Below are 19,565 nucleotides of genomic sequence, written 5' to 3'. Positions count from 1 at the left end.
TATATGTCATCTAAAAATAATTTTAAGGTCACTTTTGAGAAATGCTTTGTTAAATGCATTTTTTGGGCTTTTTAAATCTCCAATATTTGAATCTGTTTCTACAAATTCTTGAATATAGTACTCTTTTGCATATCCACGCTCTGTTAAATCACTCATAATCTCATTTATATCATTATAATCCAGCAAATCACTATGAAGCGTAGTTCTAGCTTCAAAATCAAAATTTTGCTTTATCAAAAAATCAAGGGTTTTACTAAATTCATCAAATTTATTTGAGTGCGTTATTTGAGTGAATTTTGCCTTTGGGGCTTTATAATCAAGTGCAATATAATCTAGGAGATTAAGTTCAATTAACTCTTTTACATTTGCAAAGTTTGTTCCGTTGGTATCTAGTTTGATTTTAAATCCGAGTTCTTTTATCTTGAGGCAAAATGGCACAAGTTCATGCGAGCTTGCTTCGCCACCAGATAAAACAACTGCTTCTAGTAGATTTACTCTAGTTTTTAAAAAATCAAGGATGTCTCTGTAGCTGAACTTGCCATCTTTGGCAAAAACTATATCTTTGTTGTAGCAGTAATCACATCTCATATTGCACCCACTAAACCACACTATACAAGATAGGTGGTCTTGGTAATCTAAGTGGGTGAATGACGTTAAGTCATATATTACATTAGCACTCAGTGAATTGTTTTCTCTGTTTGTGCTCACCAGTTTTTCCTACATTAAAACTCTCAACAGGTCTGTGATAACCCATTACTCTTGTGTAAACTGTACACTTTTGTCTCTTGTCATTTAACATAGCTAAAGCTTCATTCTTACTCATACTTGTGCCTCCTTTTTTAAGATGCGATTGTAGCATCGCTAAGTAATTCTTCATCACACTTTGGACAATACTCATGCTCACCTGCAATATATCCATGCTTTGGACATACTGAGAAGAGTGGAGTTACCGTAATGTAAGGAAGTCTAAAGTTCGTTATTACATTTTTAACTAATTTTCTACACGCTTCAGTTGAGCTGATTTTCTCTTGCATATAAAGATGTAGAACTGTACCGCCAGTGTATTTACACTGCAGATCATCTTGAAGCGTTAACGCTTCAAATGGGTCATTTGTTAAATCAACTGGTATTTGAGATGAGTTTGTATAGTAGATATTCTCACCCATTCCAGCTTGAAGTATAGAATCGCCATAACGTTTCTTATCTTCTTTAGCAAATCTATAAGTAGTTCCCTCAGCAGGCGTTGCTTCAAGGTTGTAGAGGTTTCCAGTTGCTTCTTGAAACTCAACCATTCTACCTCTGATATACTCTAAGATTTCAATAGCAAACTCTTCGCCTCTTTTATCACTGATATCATAAGCATCACTTGTAAAGTTTCTAATCATCTCATTTATACCATTAACACCGATAGTTGAGAAGTGATTTCTAAACCCTGGCAGATAACGCTTAGTATATGGGTAAAGCCCTCTATCGTACATCTCTTGGATAAATACTCTCTTTTTCTCTAGAGTAACTTTTGCATGTTCCATTAGTTGATCAAGACGAGTATAAAGAGCTTCTTTGCTTCCCTTATATAAAAAGCCAAGTCTTGCCATGTTTATAGTTACAACTCCGATACTTCCAGTCATCTCAGCACTTCCAAAAAGACCACCGCCACGCTTGAGTAGTTCGCGCAAGTCTAGTTGCAGACGACAACACATACTTCTTACATGTCCTGGTTTATAAGCCTCTTCATTTGGAACTAGATTTCCAGATGCATCACGCTTATATTGAGAGCCAATGAAGTTTTGAAAATATGATGAACCAATTTTTGCAGTATTTTCAAAAAGTATATCTGTGTTTTCTCCATACCAGTCAAAATCTTCTGTTATATTTACAGTTGGGATTGGAAATGTAAATGGTTGACCAGTTAAATCACCCTCAGTCATAATCTCGTAGTAAGCTTTGTTTATCTGATTCATCTCTGGTTGGAAATGCTTATATGTCATCTCACTAATAGAGTTACATCCTCTTTGTTGAGCCATCTCTTGTAGTTCTTTATCAAGTAAGTTTTTAAAGAGGTGTACTTGCTTAGATGTTGGTATCTGATCTTTTAAGTCTTCAGGTACAGTCCAGTCAATAGTAATGTTCGTAAAAGGAGATTGACCCCAACGCGCTGGTACATTTAGGTTATAAATAAAGCTTCTAATAGCCTTTTTTACTTCATTATATGGGAGTTTATCTTTAAATACATAAGGCGCCAAATATGTGTCAAATGAGCTAAATGCTTGTGCTCCAGCCCATTCGCTTTGAAGTATCCCTAAGAAGTTAGCCATCTGACCTAGTGCTTCTCTGAAGTGTCTTGGAGCATCACTCTCAACTCTACCTCTTACTCCGTTAAATCCCTCATCAAGTAAAACACGCAGAGACCAACCAGCACAATATCCTGTTAAACAGTCCAAATCATGGATGTGATAGTCGCCATTACGGTGAGCATAGCCTTCCTCTTTTGAGTAGATTTTATCAAGCCAGTAGTTTGCTATTACTTTACCTGCTGTGTTGTTTACAAGCCCAGCGTTTGAATAACCTGTGTTTGAGTTAGCTTTAATACGCCAGTCAGTTCCAAGGATATACTCTTCAATAGTTTGAGTAGAATTTATATATGTTGTGTCTTCGTTAAGAAGGCTATCTCTTTGCATCTTGTGAGTGTGACGATAGATCATAAAAGAGCGCATTACATCAAAATATCTTGATTTGTAAAGCTCTTTTTCTATTAAGTCTTGAATGTCTTCAACAGCAACAACTCTTCTAGTTTTAAGCTCATCAAGGACATTAAAAAAGATTGAACTATCATAGATAACATTTTGAGATTTAAACGCTTTTTTAATTGCATCTTCAATTTTGAAAGGTAAAAACTCTTTATTTGTGCCATCTCTTTTTAATATATTTTCAACCATAATTTTCTCCTGTCGCTTATAGAAAGTTTGATAGTTTATAGGATATGAAGTTAAAAGTATCTAATGAAAAATGTCATATTGGCGTCACTAAAAGCTCTATTAATTGCTACGAGGTATAATTCTCAGATATGAACTTTTTTTAAAAAACAGTAAATTTATACTAAAGTAGCAAAAATGCAAAAATACCTTATAACATCAAGAGAATTTTATACGCAAGATAGTGATATTTTTTCTAAAACATTATATGAACAACTAAAAAAACACAAGCCAGAGTATGCACTTTTTCGTGATAAAACAGCTACAAATTATAAAGATTTAGCTTCTATCTTCACTCTTACATGTAAAGAGATTGGTGGTATCAAATCCTTTATTCACCAAGATATTTCCCTAGCTAAGGCTCTTGGAGCAGATGGTGTTCATCTTACATCAAAACAGTTCTTAGAGATACAAAATGCAAAGAGCAAAAACCTTGAAGTGATGATAAGTGCGCACACTCATGATGAAGTACTTCAAGCACAGAAACTTGGCGCTGATGCTGTGACATATAGCCCGATTTTTGCCTCTCCACATAAAGGAGAGCCAAAAGGTGTTGATGACTTGGAGGAGCTTCTTTACAAGTATAAGATAAAAGTTTTTGCTCTTGGCGGGATACTCACAAACGAACAGGTCGAGATGATTGCAAAAACTAAAGCTTATGGTTTTGCTTCTATCAGATATTTTTTTTGAGTTTTCCTGCTAAGTAACCGCTTGAAAAGCTCCATTGTAGATTATAACCGCCACATGGGCCATCAAGGTTCATAATCTCTCCACAAAAGTAAAGTCCTTCTATAACTCTGCTTTGCATAGTTTTTGGCTCTATCTCTTTTAAATCAATCCCACCTCGTGTAATCATCGCCATTTTAAAGCCATCATGGCCTGTTATAGTAAGTGGTGTCCATGCAAGAAGTTTGATGAGTTTTGCTCTACTCTCGCCTGAGATTTTGCCATATGTTAGGTTTGGCTCAATGCCAGCGAGATTACATAACTCGCCCAAGAGAGGAGTTGGGAGTAGGGTGCCAAGGAGCTCTAAGATAGTTGCACTCTGATTTTTTGCTACTTCGTCTCTTAAGTGTTTTGTGAGTTGCTCCTCATTCATCCCTTTTGTAAGGTTGAGTAAGATTGGCACCTCTCCATACTTATCAAGAAGTGGAGTTAAATCCCTTGCAGCGTCAAGCACAACAGGACCTCTGATACCATTTTTTGTAAAAATCAAATCTCCAAAAGCTTTTATTTTTACATGTTTTTTAATATCAACTCTAAGTTCAACTTTTGCAATTGTATCAGCGCGGCAATTCTCCACCCAACTCTCTTTTGCTTTTAGTGGCATCATGGCAGGATGAAGATCTGTAACTTTATGTCCTGCATCTTTTGCCATCTCATGCCCATCGCCCTCGGCTCCAAGTGTTGGATATCCAAGTCCGCCTGTTGCTACTATGATGTTTTTTGCATAAAATGTTTGGGACTCTGTTATCGCTCCAACTATTTTGCCATCTTTATGTAGTAGTGTCTGAACTCTCTGGGATTTTAATATCTCTACGCCAATCCTTTGCATCTCACCAAGAAGTGCCTCGATGATAGTAGAAGAGGAGTGTGATGTTGGAAAAACCCTAAATCCATCAGGTGCGTGAGTATCCACACCAATCTCTTTAAAAAAATCTACGAGTGATTTGTTATCAAATAGGTTGAGTGTATCTTGCATAAAACGCCCATTTTTTCCAAACCTTTGCATAAACTCTTTATTCTCAAGCGTGTTTGTAAGGTTACATCTTCCGCCACCAGTTGCTTTTAACTTTGCAGCAATTTGTGGTAGTTTCTCTAGCAAAAGAACACTTTTTTCATCTCTTGCAGCAGTAATTGCAGCCATTATTCCAGCAGCTCCGCTACCAATTACAATGAGGTCATATACTTTATTATTCATGCGCTATTTTAATCTAAATATTATTATTTTATCAATTTTTTAACTTTACTAATAGACAAAACTAGCTTTAAAATTTATAAGGTACAATTTGTGACAAAATTTATAACAAAGGTTTATATATGAAATTAAGCAAGATTTTATCGAGCTGTGTAGTGACAATGTTATTAGGGGGCTCTGTATTTGCAGGGAGTGAGACTCATTGGGGATATACTGGACACGAGGCTCCACAAAACTGGGGAGAGTTGTCTCCTGATTATAGTGCATGTAAAGATGGACGTTCTCAATCGCCAATCAACATCTCAAAAGATGGTGTTGTAGCTACAAATGGGCTTGAAAATATAGAGTTTAACTATAAAACTAATGCGACTGAGGTTGTAAATAATGGACATACAATTCAAGTTAACGTTAAAGAAGGCAGCAGTATAAAAATAGATGGGATTGTCTTTAATCTTGTGCAGTTTCATTTTCATACACCTAGTGAAAATATGATTGAAGGTAAAAGTTTTCCTCTTGAACTACACCTTGTGCATGCTTCAAAAGATGCAGAGTTAGCAGTTGTTGCACTTATGTTTGAAGAAGGGAAAGAGAATAAAATTCTTGGCAAGATTTGGGATAAAATGCCTCATGTTGCTGGCGATAAAGTAACATGTGGACTTCCATCAAGCACGATGAATGATATGCTTCCAAAAGACAAATCATACTTTAGATTTAATGGCTCACTTACAACACCGCCTTGTAGTGAAGGTGTTAGATGGTTTGTACTAAAAGAGTACGCAACTATATCAAAAGAGCAGGTAAAAGAGTTTTTTGATGTTTTTGGACATGAGAACAACAGACCAACTCAGCCACTAAACGCTAGAAAAGTGATGAAGTAACAAAAAATTAAAGATAATTAACTATTTATTGCAAGCTAAAAATATTTAATTCATCTTTGTACTCATATTCTAGTTTGTATCCACTTGCTTGAAGTATGTTTTGTACAATGTAGAGACCAAGTCCAAAACTTTGGTTTGACTCTGTGGTATCTGAGCTAAAAAATGGCTCGTAGTATCTCTCTAGCTCATGCGCTAGAGCTTTTCCTCTATTTTGAAAGATTACCTTTGAACCTTCTGTTTTTATAGTTACTTTTTTATCAGGTGAGTATTTGATAGCGTTATCAATGAGGTTTTTTATAGCTATACTAAATAGTTTAAAGTCAACTTTTAGAGTTATATTTTCATATTCCGCGACTACACTTGTCTCATCACACATCAAAATATCAATAGCATTATCTATGATGTCTTCTAAGTAATACTCTTTTGTTTGAAGAATTTTTTTAGTGGAGATCAACTCCTCAATAGAAGCAAACTCATTTATAAGTGATTCAAGTCTATAAAAAACTTTTTGCATCTTAGTGTTGTTCTGTGCGCTAAATGGGAGTTCAGTTAAAAATTTTCCTTTTGTGATTGGTGTTTTTAGTTCATGCATAATATTTCTAATAAAAATATTTCTAGAATCTTTTAGTTTTTTTAGCTTTTTAGCTGATTTGTCAAACTCATTTGCGAGAAGCGATATTTCATCTTTTTTATCACTAGCACATGAGATATCAAACTCCTCATCTGCAAAGTTTTTAACCTTCTCTTTTAGGCTTTTTAACGGTTTTAACTTTTTTAATGTTATGAAGTATAGAAAAACAAATACAAAAAATATAAATATAAAAATAGCTATAATAATTTCGCTATAACTTTGAACTTGATTGTTAGAGGCTAAAAGAGTATTGCCTCTTTTAGTCTCTATGTAAACATACTCTTTATTATGAAGTATTAGTCGTTTTACATGTGCATTTTTATTAACTCTAGGGTGTGATTTTTTATATTTTAAGTTTGGATTCTCAAGTATCTTTTTTTGCTCATTTTCACTTAAAATCGAGTAGTTTATAAGAGCTAAATCTTCTTTGAGTTCTTCTGTTATGCCATTATGTCTTAACTCTTTTAGAAATATATGTACAGCTTGCATCTCTCTATTTAGATTAAAAACCTCTTCTCTTTTTTGGCTAACTTTATAAAATATGCTAAAGCTAACGAAAATTAAAAGCATAGATATAACAAATGTTATGGTTATTGAGAAAGTTATTGAGTTCTTATTCATTCTACTAACTTATATCCAATGCCTCTGATGGTTAAGAAGTGTTGTGAGTTTTTAGGATTATCTTCTATTTTATTTCTTATTCTATTTACTATTACTGCTATGCTTCCACTATCTTCATCGCTACTAAAAAGATTACAACTCTCTAAAATATCATATCTTGAAACTACAAAACCTTTTCTTTTGCACATTAAAGACATGATGGCAAACTCTGCTGGGGTGAATTTTATGAACTTACCATTTTTCTTTATCTCTTGTTTTTCTTCATCCAGACTAAATATCTCTTCTCTTTCTTCTATGTCTTTTGGTATTGATTTGTTTAAGCGTCTTAGTATAGTTTTTATCCTAACTTCAAGTTCTCTTGGATCGTAGGGTTTTGGGAGGTAGTCATCAGCACCAAGTTCAAGCGCTATAACTTTATCTGTAATATCACTTCTTGCACTAGATATTATGATGGGTATATCATACTTTTTAAGCAACTCTTTGCACACTTCTAACCCATCCATGCCTGGAAGAGTAAGATCTAAAATTATAAGATCAAACTCTTCTAGGGCAATTGCACTTAGTGCCAAAAATGGGTCTTGAAAGTTCTTAACCGAGATATTGAACTTTGAGAGATACTGAGTTAAAACGTCAGCTAAATCACTATCATCCTCTACCATTGCAACTTTTATCATTACAATTCATACCTTTACCTATCTGTTTTTTCATAATCGAACTCATCTCAAACATTGTCTTTAAATCTTTCTTTTGAGAAGGGTTTAAAACTTTATAAATCTTCTCAATCATATCTGCTTTACGTTCAATTCTAGCTTCTCTTTGCTCTTTTGCTAACTTTGTAAATGCTTGTTTATCAAAAGATGTATCTGTAAATGCATTGCTAGGGTTTGGCATGTTTTTTCTGCTCTCTTTGAGAATAGAGACAACTTCAGCTCTTTGTGCATCTGTTAAATCTAGCTTCATTATCATATTCACAAATTTGTGAGAACCTTTATGCTTATTAGCATTTTGCATATTACAAACAGTGCTTTTTTCGCAGCCTTGAGGCATTTGTTGATTTTTATTATAAGCCATGACTGATGTGGTTAAAAACAACGCTGTTGTTAAGCCTAAAATTATCTTCTTGTTCATGATGAACTCCTTTGTTTAGATAAAAGAAGTATAGACTCACCACATTAACGATGTTTTAATTGAAGTTTAATGAATTATTAATGAGGTGTCTTTATTTGTTAAACATGATAGAGCCGAGTCTTATCATGTTTGAACCACACTCGATTGCAAGTTCAAAATCTCCGCTCATTCCCATAGAACATATATCCGCACCATCTAGCTCTTTATAGATACCATAAGTTATATCAAAACTTTTTTTGATTACTTTTTTATCATCTGTATGTGCGCCTATGCTCATAACACCACGAAGAGTTATATTTGGACACTCTTTTTTTATTTGGTTGTAGATTTGCACTGCAACTTCTGGCATAACACCATGTTTAGACTCTTCTTTCGCGGAGTTTATTTGTAGAAGCGCATTAAGTGTCATATCTCGTGATAGAAGTTTTTTTTGTAGCTCATAAGCTAACTCTAGTGAGTCAAGAGAGTGAAATAGAGTAGGGTTAATGTCTAGTAGATTGTTGATTTTGTTTTTTTGTAAGTTTCCAACAAAATGCCACTCTAAAGGCAACTCATCAAGTTCATCACTCTTTGTTTTTAAGTCTTGAACTTTGTTCTCTCCAAAGGCTCTTTGACCTATCTCGTAGAGCTCTTTTATCTCATCGGAGGTTGAGTATTTGCTAATTGCTACAATCTTTACGATATGTTTTTCATCAAATCTAACTCTTGCAAACTCAACTCTTCTTATAACATTATCAATATATAATTTGTACTCTTCTTTATTCATCTTCTATCCTATAAGTCTATTTATATCGTTATAAAGCCCAAGTCCCATAAGTGAGAAAAGTATCACCCATCCAGCTATAGTTAGTTTTATCATAATAGCTTCATTTACTTCTCGTCTAAAGAGAAATTCATAAAGATTAAACATGATATGTCCGCCATCGAGTGCGGGGATTGGTAGGAGGTTTAAAACGCCTAGATTTACAGAGATAAGTGCTGCAAAAAAGAGCACGCTCATCCATCCAGCTTCACTTGCATCAGAGGTTAATTTAACTATGGATATAACGCCGCCAAGCTCATTAGCGGGGACTTCACCAAAGAGTAGTTTTTTTAGTCCGCTAAAGATTAGAGTTGAGGCAAAAATTGTCTGGTTTGTTGCATAAGATAGAGTCTCACTGATGCCAAGATCTAGTTTATGAGTAACTCCCGCACTTCCAATTCCAATCATCTTTTTTTCAATCACTTCATTGAAAATATTTGTTGTTTGTGTTGTTTTAGGAGTTAAAACGATTTGCTTTATAGCCTCGCCTCTTTTGATTTCAAGTTCTAATGAGCCATCTGAGAGTTCTATGAACTTCGCCATCTCTTCCCATGTAGCTATCTCTACGCCATTAATTGAGCGGATTGTGTCATTTGTTTCTAAACCAGCCACATATGCAGGAGAGTTCTCTACCACTTTTCCAATTACTGCCGAGAGAATGTTTGGTCCGCCTAACGCGATGATAAAGTAGAGGAAAAATGCTAAAACAAAGTTTGCAAAAGGGCCAGCAAGAAGGATAAATATCTTTTGTAAAGGAGTCTTTACATTGTAGCTATCACTATCGTAGCTCTTCTTTGTTGGGTCGCTATCATCTTGACCTTTCATCCTTACATAACCGCCAAGAGGGATAAGTGCCAGTCTCCACTCGCATCCCCATCTGTTAAATGAAGCAATTTTTCTCCCAAAACCAATACTAAAAACCTCTATGCGAACGCCCATAAAGCGAGCTGCAAAGTAGTGGCCTAACTCATGAAAAAATATAAGCGCAGATAAAACCGCTAAAGATACTAAAAAACTCATTTGCTACGCTCCACTAAAAGGGCTCTTCTAAATCCCCAAAGATACTCAAAACCAGAATATAGTGTAAGGGCAACTGCAAGCCATAAAAGTTCAGTCCCAAATGGCCAGTGCATAAGTAAAAATCCAATAGCAATCATCTGTACAACAGTCTTTACCTTTCCAGCAAATGATGCTTTTATGTCAAGCCCTTCACTAAGTGCAACAGTACGAATTCCTGTGATAAAGAGTTCACGAATAATGATGATATAAATAGCCCAAGCACTAGCTTCTCCTATCATCATAAGCCCTAAAAATGCCGCAATAATAAGCATTTTATCAGCTAAGGGGTCGATTATCGCTCCAAGCATGGTCATCTGATTCCACTCTCTTGCAATATAACCATCAAAAAAATCAGTAACGCTAGCTAAAACAAAAAGAAGTGAAGCCGCAAAGTAGCTCCATGAGATGTGATAACCAGCATCAGTAAAAAGAGATGGATTTAGGATTATCCAAAACATAATTGGAGCTATAAGAATGCGCAAAGATGCTAATAAATTAGGAAGATTTAACAAAAAAAGCCTTGTTTTTTTTCGCGTATTTTAACCTTTTGGCTCTTAAGGTAGGCTTGACATTAAGTTTGATATAAATAGAAATCTTATATTAAAGAAAAAAAATGGATTTGAATAACAAAGAGCAACTACTACTCTCGTACAGCCCGTATATAAAGGAAGCTCTTATAGTTATGCGAGATGGCCACTACTTCGCATTTGTCTATCCAGATTTTGACGCCCTTAAAGAGGCAAAAATTATCAATATTACAGAAGAGATAAGGTGGTATGGGGTTGAACTTTATAACATTGATGCTAAGGCAGAGGATAAAATAAAGGGCTATAAAATCCTTCTCTCGCCTATTGGCTCACGCACTATTGATGAACTCTTCAGTGATAAAGAGGAACATATAAAAGAGGACGATATTGATGATGATATTTATAAAATACTAAGAGGTTATATATCAACAATTACTAAAAGAAAAATATATCCATCTTCTCATCTTGAGCTTGATTTAGGGCTTGATTCTCTTAACTATGTAGAGCTTTTTGTCTTTATAGAGCAGAGTTTTGGAGTAAAGATTGATGAAGCTATATTTTCAAATATTATGAGCATGAGAGCTTTACATGCTTATATCAAAAAAAATAGCCTTACGATGGAAGCATCTATGCCAAATTGGGATGAGATACTAAAAGAGGATATTGATGAGAAGCTCTACTACTCACCGATCATTATGTCCATGTATAAGAGCGTGTTGTTTCCCCTTTTTAAACTCTACTTTAGACTTGAAGTAAAAGGCGCTGAGAATATTCCATCTTATCCATGTATCTTAGCACCCTCACATCAAAGTATGCTTGATGGTTTTTTGATTGAGGCTATCTTGCCTTACGCTGTTTTAAAGAAGAGCTTTTTTCTTGCCTACAAACAGGTTTTTGGGACCAAACTCTTGGGTCCAATATCAAAGCATGGACAAACTATACTTATTGATGCTAATCAAGATTTAAAACATACTATGCAGTATTGCGCACTTCCTCTAAGAGAGGGCAATAATCTTGTTATATTTCCAGAGGGTGCTAGAACTCGTGATAGAGAGCTCTTAGAGTTTAGACCTTTCTTTGCGATGCTCTCAAAGATATTTAACATTCCAGTTGTACCTATCACAATTGATGGAAGTTACGAAGCGCTAGAAACTGGTAAAGTGTTTCCAAAACCTAAAAAGATAATAGTGACTTTTTCTGCGCCGATATATCCAGCTAATCTTAGTGTAGAGCAGATAACTAGGTTAACTAAAGAGAGCATCAAAGACAAACTCTCAATAAAGAGGATAAAATAAGATATGAATTTTTTAGAACTACTGAGTAAACCTGCGCTTATCGCTGCTCATAGAGGAGCGAATTCACTCTCACCCGAGAACACACTTAGCGCGCTTAAAAAGAGTATTGGTAGAGCTGATTTTATAGAGATAGATACTCAACTAAGTAGAGATAGTGTTGCTATAATTATGCATGATGATACACTTCTAAGAACTACAAACGTCTCCAAGATAGAAGCATTTAATTCAAAAAAGCCATATAGAGTAAGTGATTTTACATTTGATGAGTTAAAGAGTCTTGATTATGGAAGCTGGTTTTATAAAAATAATGCCAAAACAGAGCCACTCTTAACACTGCATGATGCCCTCATGTTTATAAAAGAGAACAACCTTTTTTTAAATCTAGAGATAAAAGATATGAGCGGTGCATTTGGTGATGAAGAGGTAGTTGATACGGTTATAAAAGAGATAAATGATACTGAGTGTAGTGATAGGATTTTGATATCTTCATTTAGACACGAGTATCTAAAGATGATAAAGACAAAACTTCATATCCCAACTGCAGCTTTGGTAGAGGATTCTCACCCAAAAGAGTTACTCTCATATCTAAGAGAGCTTGGAGTTGATGGTTATTGTTTAAATGATGAATTAGTTGATAAGAAGAGTGTAGAGATGCTAAGAGAAGCTGGTTTTTTTGTAGGAGTTTATACAGTAAATAGTGCTGCGCGCTCACGTGAACTATTTGAGATAGGTGTTAATTTTATATTTAGTGACTCTTTGTATAAGGATAAGGTATGAACTTTGAAAAGTTCCAAGAAGCTGTTGATACACTAGAGATAGCATCAAAAATAACGCAAAGTGAACTTAAAAAAAAGTATCAGAAGTTATCAAAGAAACATCATCCAGATATGCCTAGTGGAAATGCAATAAAGTTTAAAGAGATAAATGAGGCGTATAAACTAGTAAGTACGTATATACAAAGTTTTAGATTTAAGCTTGATGAAGAAGAATTTTATGAGCAAAATCCATTCTTAAAAAAGCCAAAAGATTGGTTTTATGATTTTTAAAAAATAAATACCGCCAAGAGGCGATATACTTTAGAACATATTCACAACGCCATAATCAAGCATCTCCTCAAACTGTTCAGGAGTGAGGATTGCTTTTACTTTTTCTATACAATCAAGATGTATTTTTGTAAGCTCTGCTCTTAGTTTTGCTATCTCATCAACTGCTGGATAAAACTCAGTAGCTTTTTTAGAGTTTTGTGTAAAAGAGATCTCTTTCATCATATCAAGTTCTAAATTTTTAACAACAAGAGCTTTTTTTGCAGCCTTTGCCATTAGTTCATCTTTTATTTTAAGTATTGCTTCAATTTGTTCTTTTGATAGGTTTAATTTTGCACTTGAGCTATCATAAAGCGTTATTCCAACTAAGTATGGAAGATTTTTTGGCATCAAAAAGTAATCTTTTGGAAAGTTTTCTTTTGTTGTAAATGCTCCTGCTGGGCCAGCTAGTTTTTCCATTTTTACCATATCTTGTATCGGTGGAGGAAGTGTTGGATCAGCTACCACATTTGAGCTAAGCAGAAGAGAGCAAGATAGAGCGACTAGCTTTATTTTTATAGTTTGCATATAAGATTTCCTTTTTGATTTATATAGTAAAACATTATACAGTGCTATATGAAATAAAATCTTAACGTTTTATTTTTTTGATAATAACTCTATAGCTTTTTTAACACATGAATCAAGAGAAGGTGTATCAGCAACGATAGGAGTTATATATGAGGGAAAGTATTTTTGAGTTGTGTTACCTATAGATACAGCTTTGTAGCTCTCATCCCAAGTAGCATTTTTCAAAAAACACTCTATCGTAGAAGGAGAAGAGAAAATGATTACAGATTTTTTTGGGAGTTTTATCTTTTTTTTGAACTCAACACAGACTGTTTGATAAACTATAGCCTCATCACATACAACTTCGTTTGCATTTAAAGTTTCTACTAAATCTGAGACAACTTTAGAGCCTCTTATGTAGAGGACTTTTTTATTTTTTAAAAGAGGAATTAACTCAGCAGCAAACTCATTTCCATGTTTCTCTTTACTAACAAATTTTATTTTACCGCCTAGATTGCTTGCTACTTTAGCAGTCTGAGGAGCTATTACATAAAGAGGTTTACTCTTCCACTCTTTATTATAAGAGTTTAGTGTATGAACTGCACTTTTTGACGTAAAGATTAAAGCATCATAAGATGCGATATCAAGAGTTGTATTGATTCTCTCTATTTTGATAACAGGTAAGTTTTTAGCCCATTTTACTTTTTTATCATTTAATACATAAATATTTAAAGAATTGTTTTTTATGTTTTCAGTAAAAGAGCATATTATTCTTTTTATTTTTGAAGAAAAACTATTTTTTTTATTAAGCACCAAAGATTTGTTCTCATCAACAAAAAAACTTATATTATATTTGCTTAAAATATAAGTTATTTTTATAAGTTCCTCAAAGACATGCTCATTAGAGTAGCTTCTATCAAGGATGAATGAGTGCGTGGCCGCATCATACTCATAATAGATAAGATTTAAGTGTTCAAATAATTTTTCAATCTTTTTCATGTAATGATAGTACCATTTTTTAGTTAATATTTTTTATTGAAAAGTTGTTCCGCCATCGATGACGATTGTTTGTCCTGTAAGCCAAGATGACGCCTCTGAACACAAGAAAAGACATGCACCAGTTAAATCCTCAGCTTCTCCCATACGAGAGAGAGGAGAGCGTCTTACTACTTCGCTCTTTACCTCTTCATAGTTTGGAAATGCTTTTAGTGCGTCAGTATCAATTGGTCCACCACTTACGGCATTTACACGGATACCTTTTTCGCCAAGTTCAGCTGCTGCGTAACGTACCATTGCTTCAACTGCAGCTTTGTTTGTACCATGACCTGCATAGTTTGGAGTATATACAAGATTACCAGTTGAACTCATGCTTATGATGCTTCCACCACCTGTAAGCTCCATTCTCTTAGCTGCTTCTTGAGCTCCAACAACAAATGCATCAACTGTTGCTGTATAGATGTTATTTAATCCTTTTGGTTTTAGTCTCATAAATGGACCAAATCCACCAACAACAGCGCGTCCTGAGATGATAGCGTTTGAGATAAAGAAGTCTAATCTATCAAAATCCTTATCAAACTCTGCGTAAACATCTCTATATGTATCTGGTTCTAAAATATCAAGTTTATAAGCTTTTATTTTTACACCATATTTTGATGTAACATCAGCAATTATTTCTTCTGCTGCATCAGCTTTTGTTGCGTAAGTAAAGGCTACATCGCATCCTCTTTGAGCAAACGCATATACGATTGCTTTACCGATTCCACGAGTTCCACCACTTACAAATAAAGTTTTACCTTGCATACTTTTTTCTACCATTTTATAGACCCTTAATTTCATAATTTTTCATAACACTCTCGAGTTTTTTCATATTTTCAACACTTGGAGCAACAAGAGGAAGTCTGTATTCCAGTGTATCAATGAGCCCAGCTATATACATAGCAGCTTTTATCATGATTGGATTTGACTCTATAAACAAGGCTTTATTGATTGGAAAAAGCATATCATTTATAGCTTTTGCACCTTTGAAATCACCACTTAATGCTTTTCTTACTAACTCACTTTTTAAATCAGGAAGAAGGTTTGAAGTTACAGAAGTTATTCCTGCTCCTCCGTTTGCTAGGATTGGATAATCAATCGCGTCATCACCACTAAATACTTTAAGTTCAGGTCTGCGTGAGAGAAGCTCTACGGTGCGCTCTAGGCTTCCTGTTGCCTCTTTTATGCCATAGATATTTTTAACGTCATCAAATAGTCTTATAACTGTGTCTGCGCATATATCAACAACAGTTCTTCCCGGAACGTTATAGAGCATAAAAGGCGTATCTGCTACAGACTCAGCAATAGCTTTATAGTGTTGATAAAGACCCTCTTGAGAAGGTTTTACATAGTAAGGTGCAACTGAGAAAATCGCATCAACACCGCATTTTTGAGCAGTGATTGCAGCTTCTATCGCTTCAGAAGTTGAGTTGCTCCCTGCACCTGCTAAAACCTTAGTAGAAGTCCCACGGCACATTTCAACAGCTATCTCAATACATCTCTTATCTTCAGCATAACTAAGTGTAGCACTCTCGCCAGTTGTTCCAACTGGACAGACGGCATTTATACCATTTTTTATCTGTCTTTTTATGAGATTTGCATACGCGCTCTCATCAAGTTTTCCATTTTTAAAAGGGGTAATTAGTGCAGTAGTTGAACCAGTTACAATATCCATTTAGTTACCTTTTTTTAGAATAAGTGTTGTTGATTTGTTAAAGTTGAAATATTTTTGTGCAACTTCTTGAACTCTCTCTTGAGTGATTTTCTCAATGTTTTGTTCATATGTTAAAAGAGGCGTTAAATCGCCTCTAACAAGGTAGCTTCCAAAGAGGTTTGCAACTGAAGTAGAGCTCTCTAGTGAGTAGATGAAATCAGCTTTAGTGTTGATTTTTATCTTTTGTATCTCTTTTTTGTCAACTTTTGTATTTTTTATAAGTTCTATCTGCTCAAGAAGCTCTTTTTCTACATCTTCAGCTTTTACATCTGGGTTACATGTAGCTATGAAGATGAAAAGGCCTGGATCGATGTTTTCCATATTGTAAGCGTATACGCTGTTTACTAGCTCTTTTTCTTCAACTAGTTTTTTATAAAGTCTTGAACTTTTACCAGAGTAGAGTATCTCTGAAATCATGCTCAGAACTATTTGGTCTTCATGTTGAAAGTTTGGGATATGAAACGTCATAGCTAACATCTCTACTTCGCTCTCTTTGTGAATAATTACTCTTTTTGCTCCATTTTGCTCAGGTTCTACAAACTTAAACTCTGGGATTTTTACTTTGTTTATTATATGACCAAATTTTTCTTTTGCAATTTTAAATACATCTTTAGGCTCAACATCACCAGTAACCATCAAGATAGCGTTGCTTGGCTGATAGTAAGTTTTATGAAAATCTTTTATATCTTTAATATCCCATGTCTGAATATCATTCATAAATCCAATCGGTGTCCAGTGGTATGGATGGTAAACATAAGCGTTGTTAAAAAGAGCAAAGTACAAGTAACCCATCGGAGAGTTCTCTGTTCTCCATCGTCTCTCCTCAGCTACAACGTCGCGCTCTGGCTGAAACTCTTTGTCTTTTAGAAGAAGATTTTGCATAAGTTCTGCATAAAGGTCAAGAGATTTTTCTAGGTTTTGTGTGCTTGATTTTATGTAGTAGTGAGTATAGTCAAAGCTAGTTGAAGCGTTATTTACGCCTCCTATGCTCTTTACTTCTTTATCAAACACACCAGCTGGAAGATTTTTTGTTGATTTGAAATTCATGTGTTCAAGCATATGAGCGATACCTGTTTTACCCATTACTTCGTTTCTACTTCCTACTTTATAAAAAATATCTGTACTAATAACCTTAGTAGAGTTTTTAAGTGGAATAACCACAATTTGAAGTCCATTACTTAGAGTTTGTGTCTCATATTTTGGTAGTGATGATGCCATTAAAGTTCCTAAAATAAATGTAAGTGCTAAAAATATTTTCATACTATTTTCTATCTGCACCTATAGCCTCAGTGATATTTGTATATCCATCAGCTTTGATAAGCTCTGTAAGCTCGTTGTTTATGTTTTTTACTAAATCTGGGCCGCCAAAGATAAGCGCGCTATATATCTGGATGAGTGATGCTCCAGCCTTGATGCGTCTATAAGCCTCCGCGGCAGATGATACGCCACCTACAGAGATAAGAGTTGTTTTGCCATAAAGCTCTTTTGCTATTGCTTCAAAGATCTCAAAACTTTTCTCACTTAAAACCGCTCCGCTTAAACCACCAAAACTCTTTGGCTCTTTTACAAGCGAGTAATCAACAGTAGTGTTTGTTGCGATAATACCATCAGCACCATTTTTAACTGCAAGTTTTGCTAGTGTAACGGCATCTTCTTTACTCATATCAGGCGCTATTTTTAACAAAATTGGCTTTGAAGTTAGTGCTTTTGCCTCTTTAAAAAGTTTCGTAATAAACTCCTCATTTTGCAAATCACGAAGACCGGGAGTGTTAGGAGATGAGATGTTTATGACTAAATAATCTCCTAACTCATGAAGTGATTTAATAAGAGTTGTGTAGTCATTTATAGCTTGAGCATCTGGAGTGAGTTTATTTTTTCCAATGTTTATGCCAATAGGAGTAGTAAATGGAAATCTTTTTTTTAACCTTTTTTGAGCACTTATAAGTCCCTCATTGTTAAAGCCCATCGCATTTTGGATACTTTGCTCTTCAATATGACGAAACATTCTAGGTTTTGGGTTTCCAGCTTGAGCTTTTGGTGTGATAGTTCCAACCTCAGTAAAGCCAAAACCTAAAATCTGAATACCACGAATCATGGTTGCATTTTTGTCAAAACCAGCGCCAAGGCCGATTGGGTTAAAAAATGTACGACCAAAAAGCTCTTGTTTTAGGATAGGGTTTGTTATGAAGTGAGACTCTAAAAATGGGTTAAAGGCTACTTGACAAATATTTGGCACTCTGAGTGCTACCTCTGCTAACATGTGAGCATTTTCAGGATCAAGTTTAAACAGCCAAGGTTTTATGCTTTGATAACTTATCATTTATTTTGCCTCTTACCTTTTATAAAAATTTAGTGATTATACAAAAAAAATGTAAAGAGTTTGATTAGCCCGTTTTTGATTTGTTATCTACACTACGAAATGAGTCTATATTTTTGATATGCTCAATAACTATCTTTTTGAAGTTCAGGTACAATACGACTTTTTAAAGGGAAAAAATTGCTCGATTTGGCTTTAGCTCTAATTTTTAAATAAATCTCATTAGCTATATGAGGGCTATCTTTTTTAATGTAATCAACAATATTTAAAAGGTCATTTTTTGCATTTATAGTCCATTGAAGTTTATACGTTTTATTCATTTTTTAAGTAGTTCTTCTACAGAACTAAAGACATCTTCTTCATCATGAAGGTTTCCGTTTTTAATATCTTCTTCTGCAAAAGAAAGAAGCTTTAAAATAGAAATTGCATTTTTCATGTCTTCATAACTTTTTGGATCTTGGATAACAGCCTTGGCTTCACCATTTTGTGTGATTATCATCGGTCGGTGTGTTTCGTTTATATGCTTCAACACATCAGCTGCTATGTTTTGTTAGATATATTTTGGTGATTTTCAAGAAGTCTTTTACCATGTATTATGGCTACAAATAAAACTGCATTTTCATCTATTTTGTAAATCAGTCTATAGCTATAAACAAATATTTCACGAATGTTATTATCATTAAGTTCAGGAACTTTGCGTCCAAGGGAAGAAAATTTTTTTAAAATCTCCGCTTTTTCAAAAAACTTTGAAACAACGGACTTTGCATACGCAGGCGAATCTTTTTCTATGTAAATAGCAATAGATTCGATATCTTCAAGAGCTTCTTCTGACCACTCTAGTTTGATAGCCATTTAGCCATTCTTTCTTTTGCGTCTTGATGAGATGAGACTTCACCATTTTCTGCACGATTAATGCCATTTTTGATTTTTTCTACAACATAAAGATGATACTGAATATCTTCATATGTACAGTTGTCAGGAAGATTTTGAATCATATCTTGTGCTTCTTGTTTTACAGCTACCATGCACTTTCCTTTTTTCTTGTATTATAGCATATTTATTTTTTGGGTATAACGTTT

At 34.5% G+C, this 19,565-nt stretch carries 25 protein-coding genes; 5 read left to right on the top strand and 20 right to left on the bottom strand.

The genetic code is table 11. From position 1 onward, the window contains the following. Positions 1–6: 6 nt before the first annotated feature. From PHI38_RS00680 to PHI38_RS00670, 3 genes are read right to left on the bottom strand one after another with little or no spacing between them, the layout of a single operon-like run. On the bottom strand, positions 7–708 hold the full coding sequence (locus tag PHI38_RS00680) for an anaerobic ribonucleoside-triphosphate reductase activating protein (RefSeq protein WP_299851343.1): 702 nt from the start codon (positions 706–708) through the stop codon (positions 7–9). After that, positions 671–823, bottom strand: coding sequence for an anaerobic ribonucleoside-triphosphate reductase (gene nrdD / locus PHI38_RS00675; RefSeq protein WP_299851339.1), 153 nt, complete (start codon positions 821–823; stop codon positions 671–673). The genes PHI38_RS00680 and nrdD overlap by 38 nt, the downstream gene beginning before the upstream one ends. A gap of 16 nt (positions 824–839) precedes the next feature. Next, entirely contained in the window at positions 840–2,936 is a 2,097-nt protein-coding gene (locus PHI38_RS00670; protein WP_299851336.1) for a ribonucleoside triphosphate reductase, read from the bottom strand. A 174-nt stretch (positions 2,937–3,110) separates the two neighbouring features. Here PHI38_RS00670 and PHI38_RS00665 point away from each other — a divergent pair, with 174 nt between their 5' ends. Beyond that, the gene (locus PHI38_RS00665; protein ID WP_299851333.1) at positions 3,111–3,662 is read left to right on the top strand and encodes a thiamine phosphate synthase; all 552 of its coding nucleotides are present in this window, start codon (positions 3,111–3,113) and stop codon (positions 3,660–3,662) included. Here PHI38_RS00665 and PHI38_RS00660 read toward each other — a convergent pair. Further along, positions 3,646–4,893, bottom strand: a complete 1,248-nt coding sequence (locus tag PHI38_RS00660) for an NAD(P)/FAD-dependent oxidoreductase (RefSeq protein ID WP_299851330.1) — start codon at positions 4,891–4,893, stop codon at positions 3,646–3,648. The two genes, PHI38_RS00665 and PHI38_RS00660, sit on opposite strands and share 17 nt — an antisense overlap. A 119-nt stretch (positions 4,894–5,012) precedes the next feature. Here PHI38_RS00660 and PHI38_RS00655 point away from each other — a divergent pair, with 119 nt between their 5' ends. Then, positions 5,013–5,768: a carbonic anhydrase gene (locus tag PHI38_RS00655; RefSeq protein ID WP_299851327.1), complete on the top strand. Its 756-nt coding sequence runs from the start codon at positions 5,013–5,015 to the stop codon at positions 5,766–5,768. A 25-nt stretch (positions 5,769–5,793) separates the two neighbouring features. Here the strand turns inward: PHI38_RS00655 and PHI38_RS00650 are convergent, their stop codons facing one another. The 6 genes from PHI38_RS00650 to pgsA all read right to left on the bottom strand — a co-directional run bounded on the left by PHI38_RS00650 (position 5,794) and on the right by pgsA (position 10,521). Continuing rightward, positions 5,794–7,020 carry an ArsS family sensor histidine kinase gene (locus tag PHI38_RS00650; protein WP_299851324.1) on the bottom strand — a complete coding sequence of 409 codons (1,227 nt, stop codon included), beginning with the start codon at positions 7,018–7,020 and terminating at the stop codon, positions 5,794–5,796. Further along, positions 7,017–7,694, bottom strand: coding sequence for a response regulator transcription factor (locus PHI38_RS00645; RefSeq protein WP_299851321.1), 678 nt, complete (start codon positions 7,692–7,694; stop codon positions 7,017–7,019). Before PHI38_RS00645 ends, PHI38_RS00650 begins: the two co-directional genes overlap by 4 nt. Next, on the bottom strand, positions 7,666–8,148 hold the full coding sequence (locus PHI38_RS00640; protein WP_299851318.1) for a Spy/CpxP family protein refolding chaperone: 483 nt from the start codon (positions 8,146–8,148) through the stop codon (positions 7,666–7,668). Before PHI38_RS00640 ends, PHI38_RS00645 begins: the two co-directional genes overlap by 29 nt. Before the next feature lie 91 nt (positions 8,149–8,239). Further along, entirely contained in the window at positions 8,240–8,914 is a 675-nt protein-coding gene (locus PHI38_RS00635; RefSeq protein WP_299851315.1) for a YggS family pyridoxal phosphate-dependent enzyme, read from the bottom strand. Between the two features lie 3 nt (positions 8,915–8,917). Beyond that, positions 8,918–9,970 (bottom strand): RIP metalloprotease RseP, encoded by a 1,053-nt coding sequence (rseP, locus tag PHI38_RS00630; protein ID WP_299851313.1) that lies wholly within the window; start codon positions 9,968–9,970, stop codon positions 8,918–8,920. Further along, on the bottom strand, positions 9,967–10,521 hold the full coding sequence (gene pgsA, locus PHI38_RS00625; protein ID WP_299851310.1) for a CDP-diacylglycerol--glycerol-3-phosphate 3-phosphatidyltransferase: 555 nt from the start codon (positions 10,519–10,521) through the stop codon (positions 9,967–9,969). Before pgsA ends, rseP begins: the two co-directional genes overlap by 4 nt. Positions 10,522–10,622: 101 nt before the next feature. Between pgsA and PHI38_RS00620 the strand changes: the two genes are divergently transcribed. From PHI38_RS00620 to PHI38_RS00610, 3 genes are read left to right on the top strand one after another with little or no spacing between them, the layout of a single operon-like run. Next, positions 10,623–11,831, top strand: a complete 1,209-nt coding sequence (locus PHI38_RS00620; RefSeq protein WP_299851307.1) for a 1-acyl-sn-glycerol-3-phosphate acyltransferase — start codon at positions 10,623–10,625, stop codon at positions 11,829–11,831. Between the two features lie 3 nt (positions 11,832–11,834). Beyond that, the gene (locus PHI38_RS00615; protein WP_299851304.1) at positions 11,835–12,608 is read left to right on the top strand and encodes a glycerophosphodiester phosphodiesterase family protein; all 774 of its coding nucleotides are present in this window, start codon (positions 11,835–11,837) and stop codon (positions 12,606–12,608) included. After that, the gene (locus tag PHI38_RS00610; protein WP_299851301.1) at positions 12,605–12,877 is read left to right on the top strand and encodes a DnaJ domain-containing protein; all 273 of its coding nucleotides are present in this window, start codon (positions 12,605–12,607) and stop codon (positions 12,875–12,877) included. Before PHI38_RS00615 ends, PHI38_RS00610 begins: the two co-directional genes overlap by 4 nt. Positions 12,878–12,907: 30 nt before the next feature. Here the strand turns inward: PHI38_RS00610 and PHI38_RS00605 are convergent, their stop codons facing one another. The 10 genes from PHI38_RS00605 to PHI38_RS00560 form a co-directional block, all read right to left on the bottom strand. Continuing rightward, positions 12,908–13,441, bottom strand: coding sequence for a hypothetical protein (locus PHI38_RS00605; protein WP_299851298.1), 534 nt, complete (start codon positions 13,439–13,441; stop codon positions 12,908–12,910). Positions 13,442–13,510: 69 nt separating this feature from the next. Continuing rightward, positions 13,511–14,419 carry a uroporphyrinogen-III synthase gene (locus PHI38_RS00600; RefSeq protein ID WP_299851296.1) on the bottom strand — a complete coding sequence of 303 codons (909 nt, stop codon included), beginning with the start codon at positions 14,417–14,419 and terminating at the stop codon, positions 13,511–13,513. A gap of 33 nt (positions 14,420–14,452) precedes the next feature. Then, positions 14,453–15,235, bottom strand: coding sequence for an enoyl-ACP reductase (locus PHI38_RS00595; RefSeq protein WP_299851293.1), 783 nt, complete (start codon positions 15,233–15,235; stop codon positions 14,453–14,455). Between the two features lies 1 nt (position 15,236). Further along, a complete protein-coding gene (gene dapA, locus PHI38_RS00590; protein ID WP_299851290.1) occupies positions 15,237–16,130 on the bottom strand; it encodes a 4-hydroxy-tetrahydrodipicolinate synthase in 894 nt (297 codons plus the stop codon). Next, the gene (locus tag PHI38_RS00585; RefSeq protein WP_299851463.1) at positions 16,131–17,387 is read right to left on the bottom strand and encodes a pitrilysin family protein; all 1,257 of its coding nucleotides are present in this window, start codon (positions 17,385–17,387) and stop codon (positions 16,131–16,133) included. A 43-nt stretch (positions 17,388–17,430) separates the two neighbouring features. After that, entirely contained in the window at positions 17,431–18,489 is a 1,059-nt protein-coding gene (locus PHI38_RS00580) for a quinone-dependent dihydroorotate dehydrogenase (protein ID WP_299851287.1), read from the bottom strand. Between the two features lie 122 nt (positions 18,490–18,611). Then, positions 18,612–18,806, bottom strand: a complete 195-nt coding sequence (locus tag PHI38_RS00575) for a type II toxin-antitoxin system RelE/ParE family toxin (protein ID WP_299851285.1) — start codon at positions 18,804–18,806, stop codon at positions 18,612–18,614. Continuing rightward, positions 18,803–19,018 (bottom strand): type II toxin-antitoxin system prevent-host-death family antitoxin, encoded by a 216-nt coding sequence (locus PHI38_RS00570; protein WP_299851282.1) that lies wholly within the window; start codon positions 19,016–19,018, stop codon positions 18,803–18,805. Before PHI38_RS00570 ends, PHI38_RS00575 begins: the two co-directional genes overlap by 4 nt. Positions 19,019–19,026: 8 nt before the next feature. Continuing rightward, on the bottom strand, positions 19,027–19,338 hold the full coding sequence (locus PHI38_RS00565; RefSeq protein WP_299851279.1) for a type II toxin-antitoxin system RelE/ParE family toxin: 312 nt from the start codon (positions 19,336–19,338) through the stop codon (positions 19,027–19,029). After that, positions 19,323–19,511, bottom strand: a complete 189-nt coding sequence (locus PHI38_RS00560) for a hypothetical protein (protein WP_299851276.1) — start codon at positions 19,509–19,511, stop codon at positions 19,323–19,325. The genes PHI38_RS00565 and PHI38_RS00560 overlap by 16 nt, the downstream gene beginning before the upstream one ends. Positions 19,512–19,565: the final 54 nt, after the last annotated feature.

It is taken from the genome of Sulfurimonas sp. (assembly GCF_028694895.1).
GTDB lineage: Bacteria > Campylobacterota > Campylobacteria > Campylobacterales > Sulfurimonadaceae > Sulfurimonas.
Note: the sequence above shows the minus strand (reverse complement) of the source record. Positions and strands in the feature narration are given on the sequence as shown.

Bases quoted from the DNA above. Each gene is read 5' to 3' on its own strand.
- nrdD (WP_299851339.1), bottom strand. From the start codon at position 823: ATGAGTAAGAATGAAGCTTTAGCTATGTTAAATGACAAGAGACAAAAG.
- PHI38_RS00670 (WP_299851336.1), bottom strand. From the start codon at position 2,936: ATGGTTGAAAATATATTAAAAAGAGATGGCACAAATAAAGAGTTTTTA.
- PHI38_RS00665 (WP_299851333.1), top strand. From the start codon at position 3,111: ATGCAAAAATACCTTATAACATCAAGAGAATTTTATACGCAAGATAGT.
- PHI38_RS00660 (WP_299851330.1), bottom strand. From the start codon at position 4,893: ATGAATAATAAAGTATATGACCTCATTGTAATTGGTAGCGGAGCTGCT.
- PHI38_RS00655 (WP_299851327.1), top strand. From the start codon at position 5,013: ATGAAATTAAGCAAGATTTTATCGAGCTGTGTAGTGACAATGTTATTA.
- PHI38_RS00650 (WP_299851324.1), bottom strand. From the start codon at position 7,020: ATGAATAAGAACTCAATAACTTTCTCAATAACCATAACATTTGTTATA.
- PHI38_RS00645 (WP_299851321.1), bottom strand. From the start codon at position 7,694: ATGATAAAAGTTGCAATGGTAGAGGATGATAGTGATTTAGCTGACGTT.
- PHI38_RS00640 (WP_299851318.1), bottom strand. From the start codon at position 8,148: ATGAACAAGAAGATAATTTTAGGCTTAACAACAGCGTTGTTTTTAACC.
- PHI38_RS00635 (WP_299851315.1), bottom strand. From the start codon at position 8,914: ATGAATAAAGAAGAGTACAAATTATATATTGATAATGTTATAAGAAGA.
- rseP (WP_299851313.1), bottom strand. From the start codon at position 9,970: ATGAGTTTTTTAGTATCTTTAGCGGTTTTATCTGCGCTTATATTTTTT.
- PHI38_RS00620 (WP_299851307.1), top strand. From the start codon at position 10,623: ATGGATTTGAATAACAAAGAGCAACTACTACTCTCGTACAGCCCGTAT.
- PHI38_RS00615 (WP_299851304.1), top strand. From the start codon at position 11,835: ATGAATTTTTTAGAACTACTGAGTAAACCTGCGCTTATCGCTGCTCAT.
- PHI38_RS00610 (WP_299851301.1), top strand. From the start codon at position 12,605: ATGAACTTTGAAAAGTTCCAAGAAGCTGTTGATACACTAGAGATAGCA.
- PHI38_RS00605 (WP_299851298.1), bottom strand. From the start codon at position 13,441: ATGCAAACTATAAAAATAAAGCTAGTCGCTCTATCTTGCTCTCTTCTG.
- PHI38_RS00600 (WP_299851296.1), bottom strand. From the start codon at position 14,419: ATGAAAAAGATTGAAAAATTATTTGAACACTTAAATCTTATCTATTAT.
- PHI38_RS00595 (WP_299851293.1), bottom strand. From the start codon at position 15,235: ATGGTAGAAAAAAGTATGCAAGGTAAAACTTTATTTGTAAGTGGTGGA.
- dapA (WP_299851290.1), bottom strand. From the start codon at position 16,130: ATGGATATTGTAACTGGTTCAACTACTGCACTAATTACCCCTTTTAAA.
- PHI38_RS00585 (WP_299851463.1), bottom strand. From the start codon at position 17,387: ATGGCATCATCACTACCAAAATATGAGACACAAACTCTAAGTAATGGA.
- PHI38_RS00580 (WP_299851287.1), bottom strand. From the start codon at position 18,489: ATGATAAGTTATCAAAGCATAAAACCTTGGCTGTTTAAACTTGATCCT.
- PHI38_RS00575 (WP_299851285.1), bottom strand. From the start codon at position 18,806: ATGAATAAAACGTATAAACTTCAATGGACTATAAATGCAAAAAATGAC.
- PHI38_RS00565 (WP_299851279.1), bottom strand. From the start codon at position 19,338: ATGGCTATCAAACTAGAGTGGTCAGAAGAAGCTCTTGAAGATATCGAA.
- PHI38_RS00560 (WP_299851276.1), bottom strand. From the start codon at position 19,511: ATGGTAGCTGTAAAACAAGAAGCACAAGATATGATTCAAAATCTTCCT.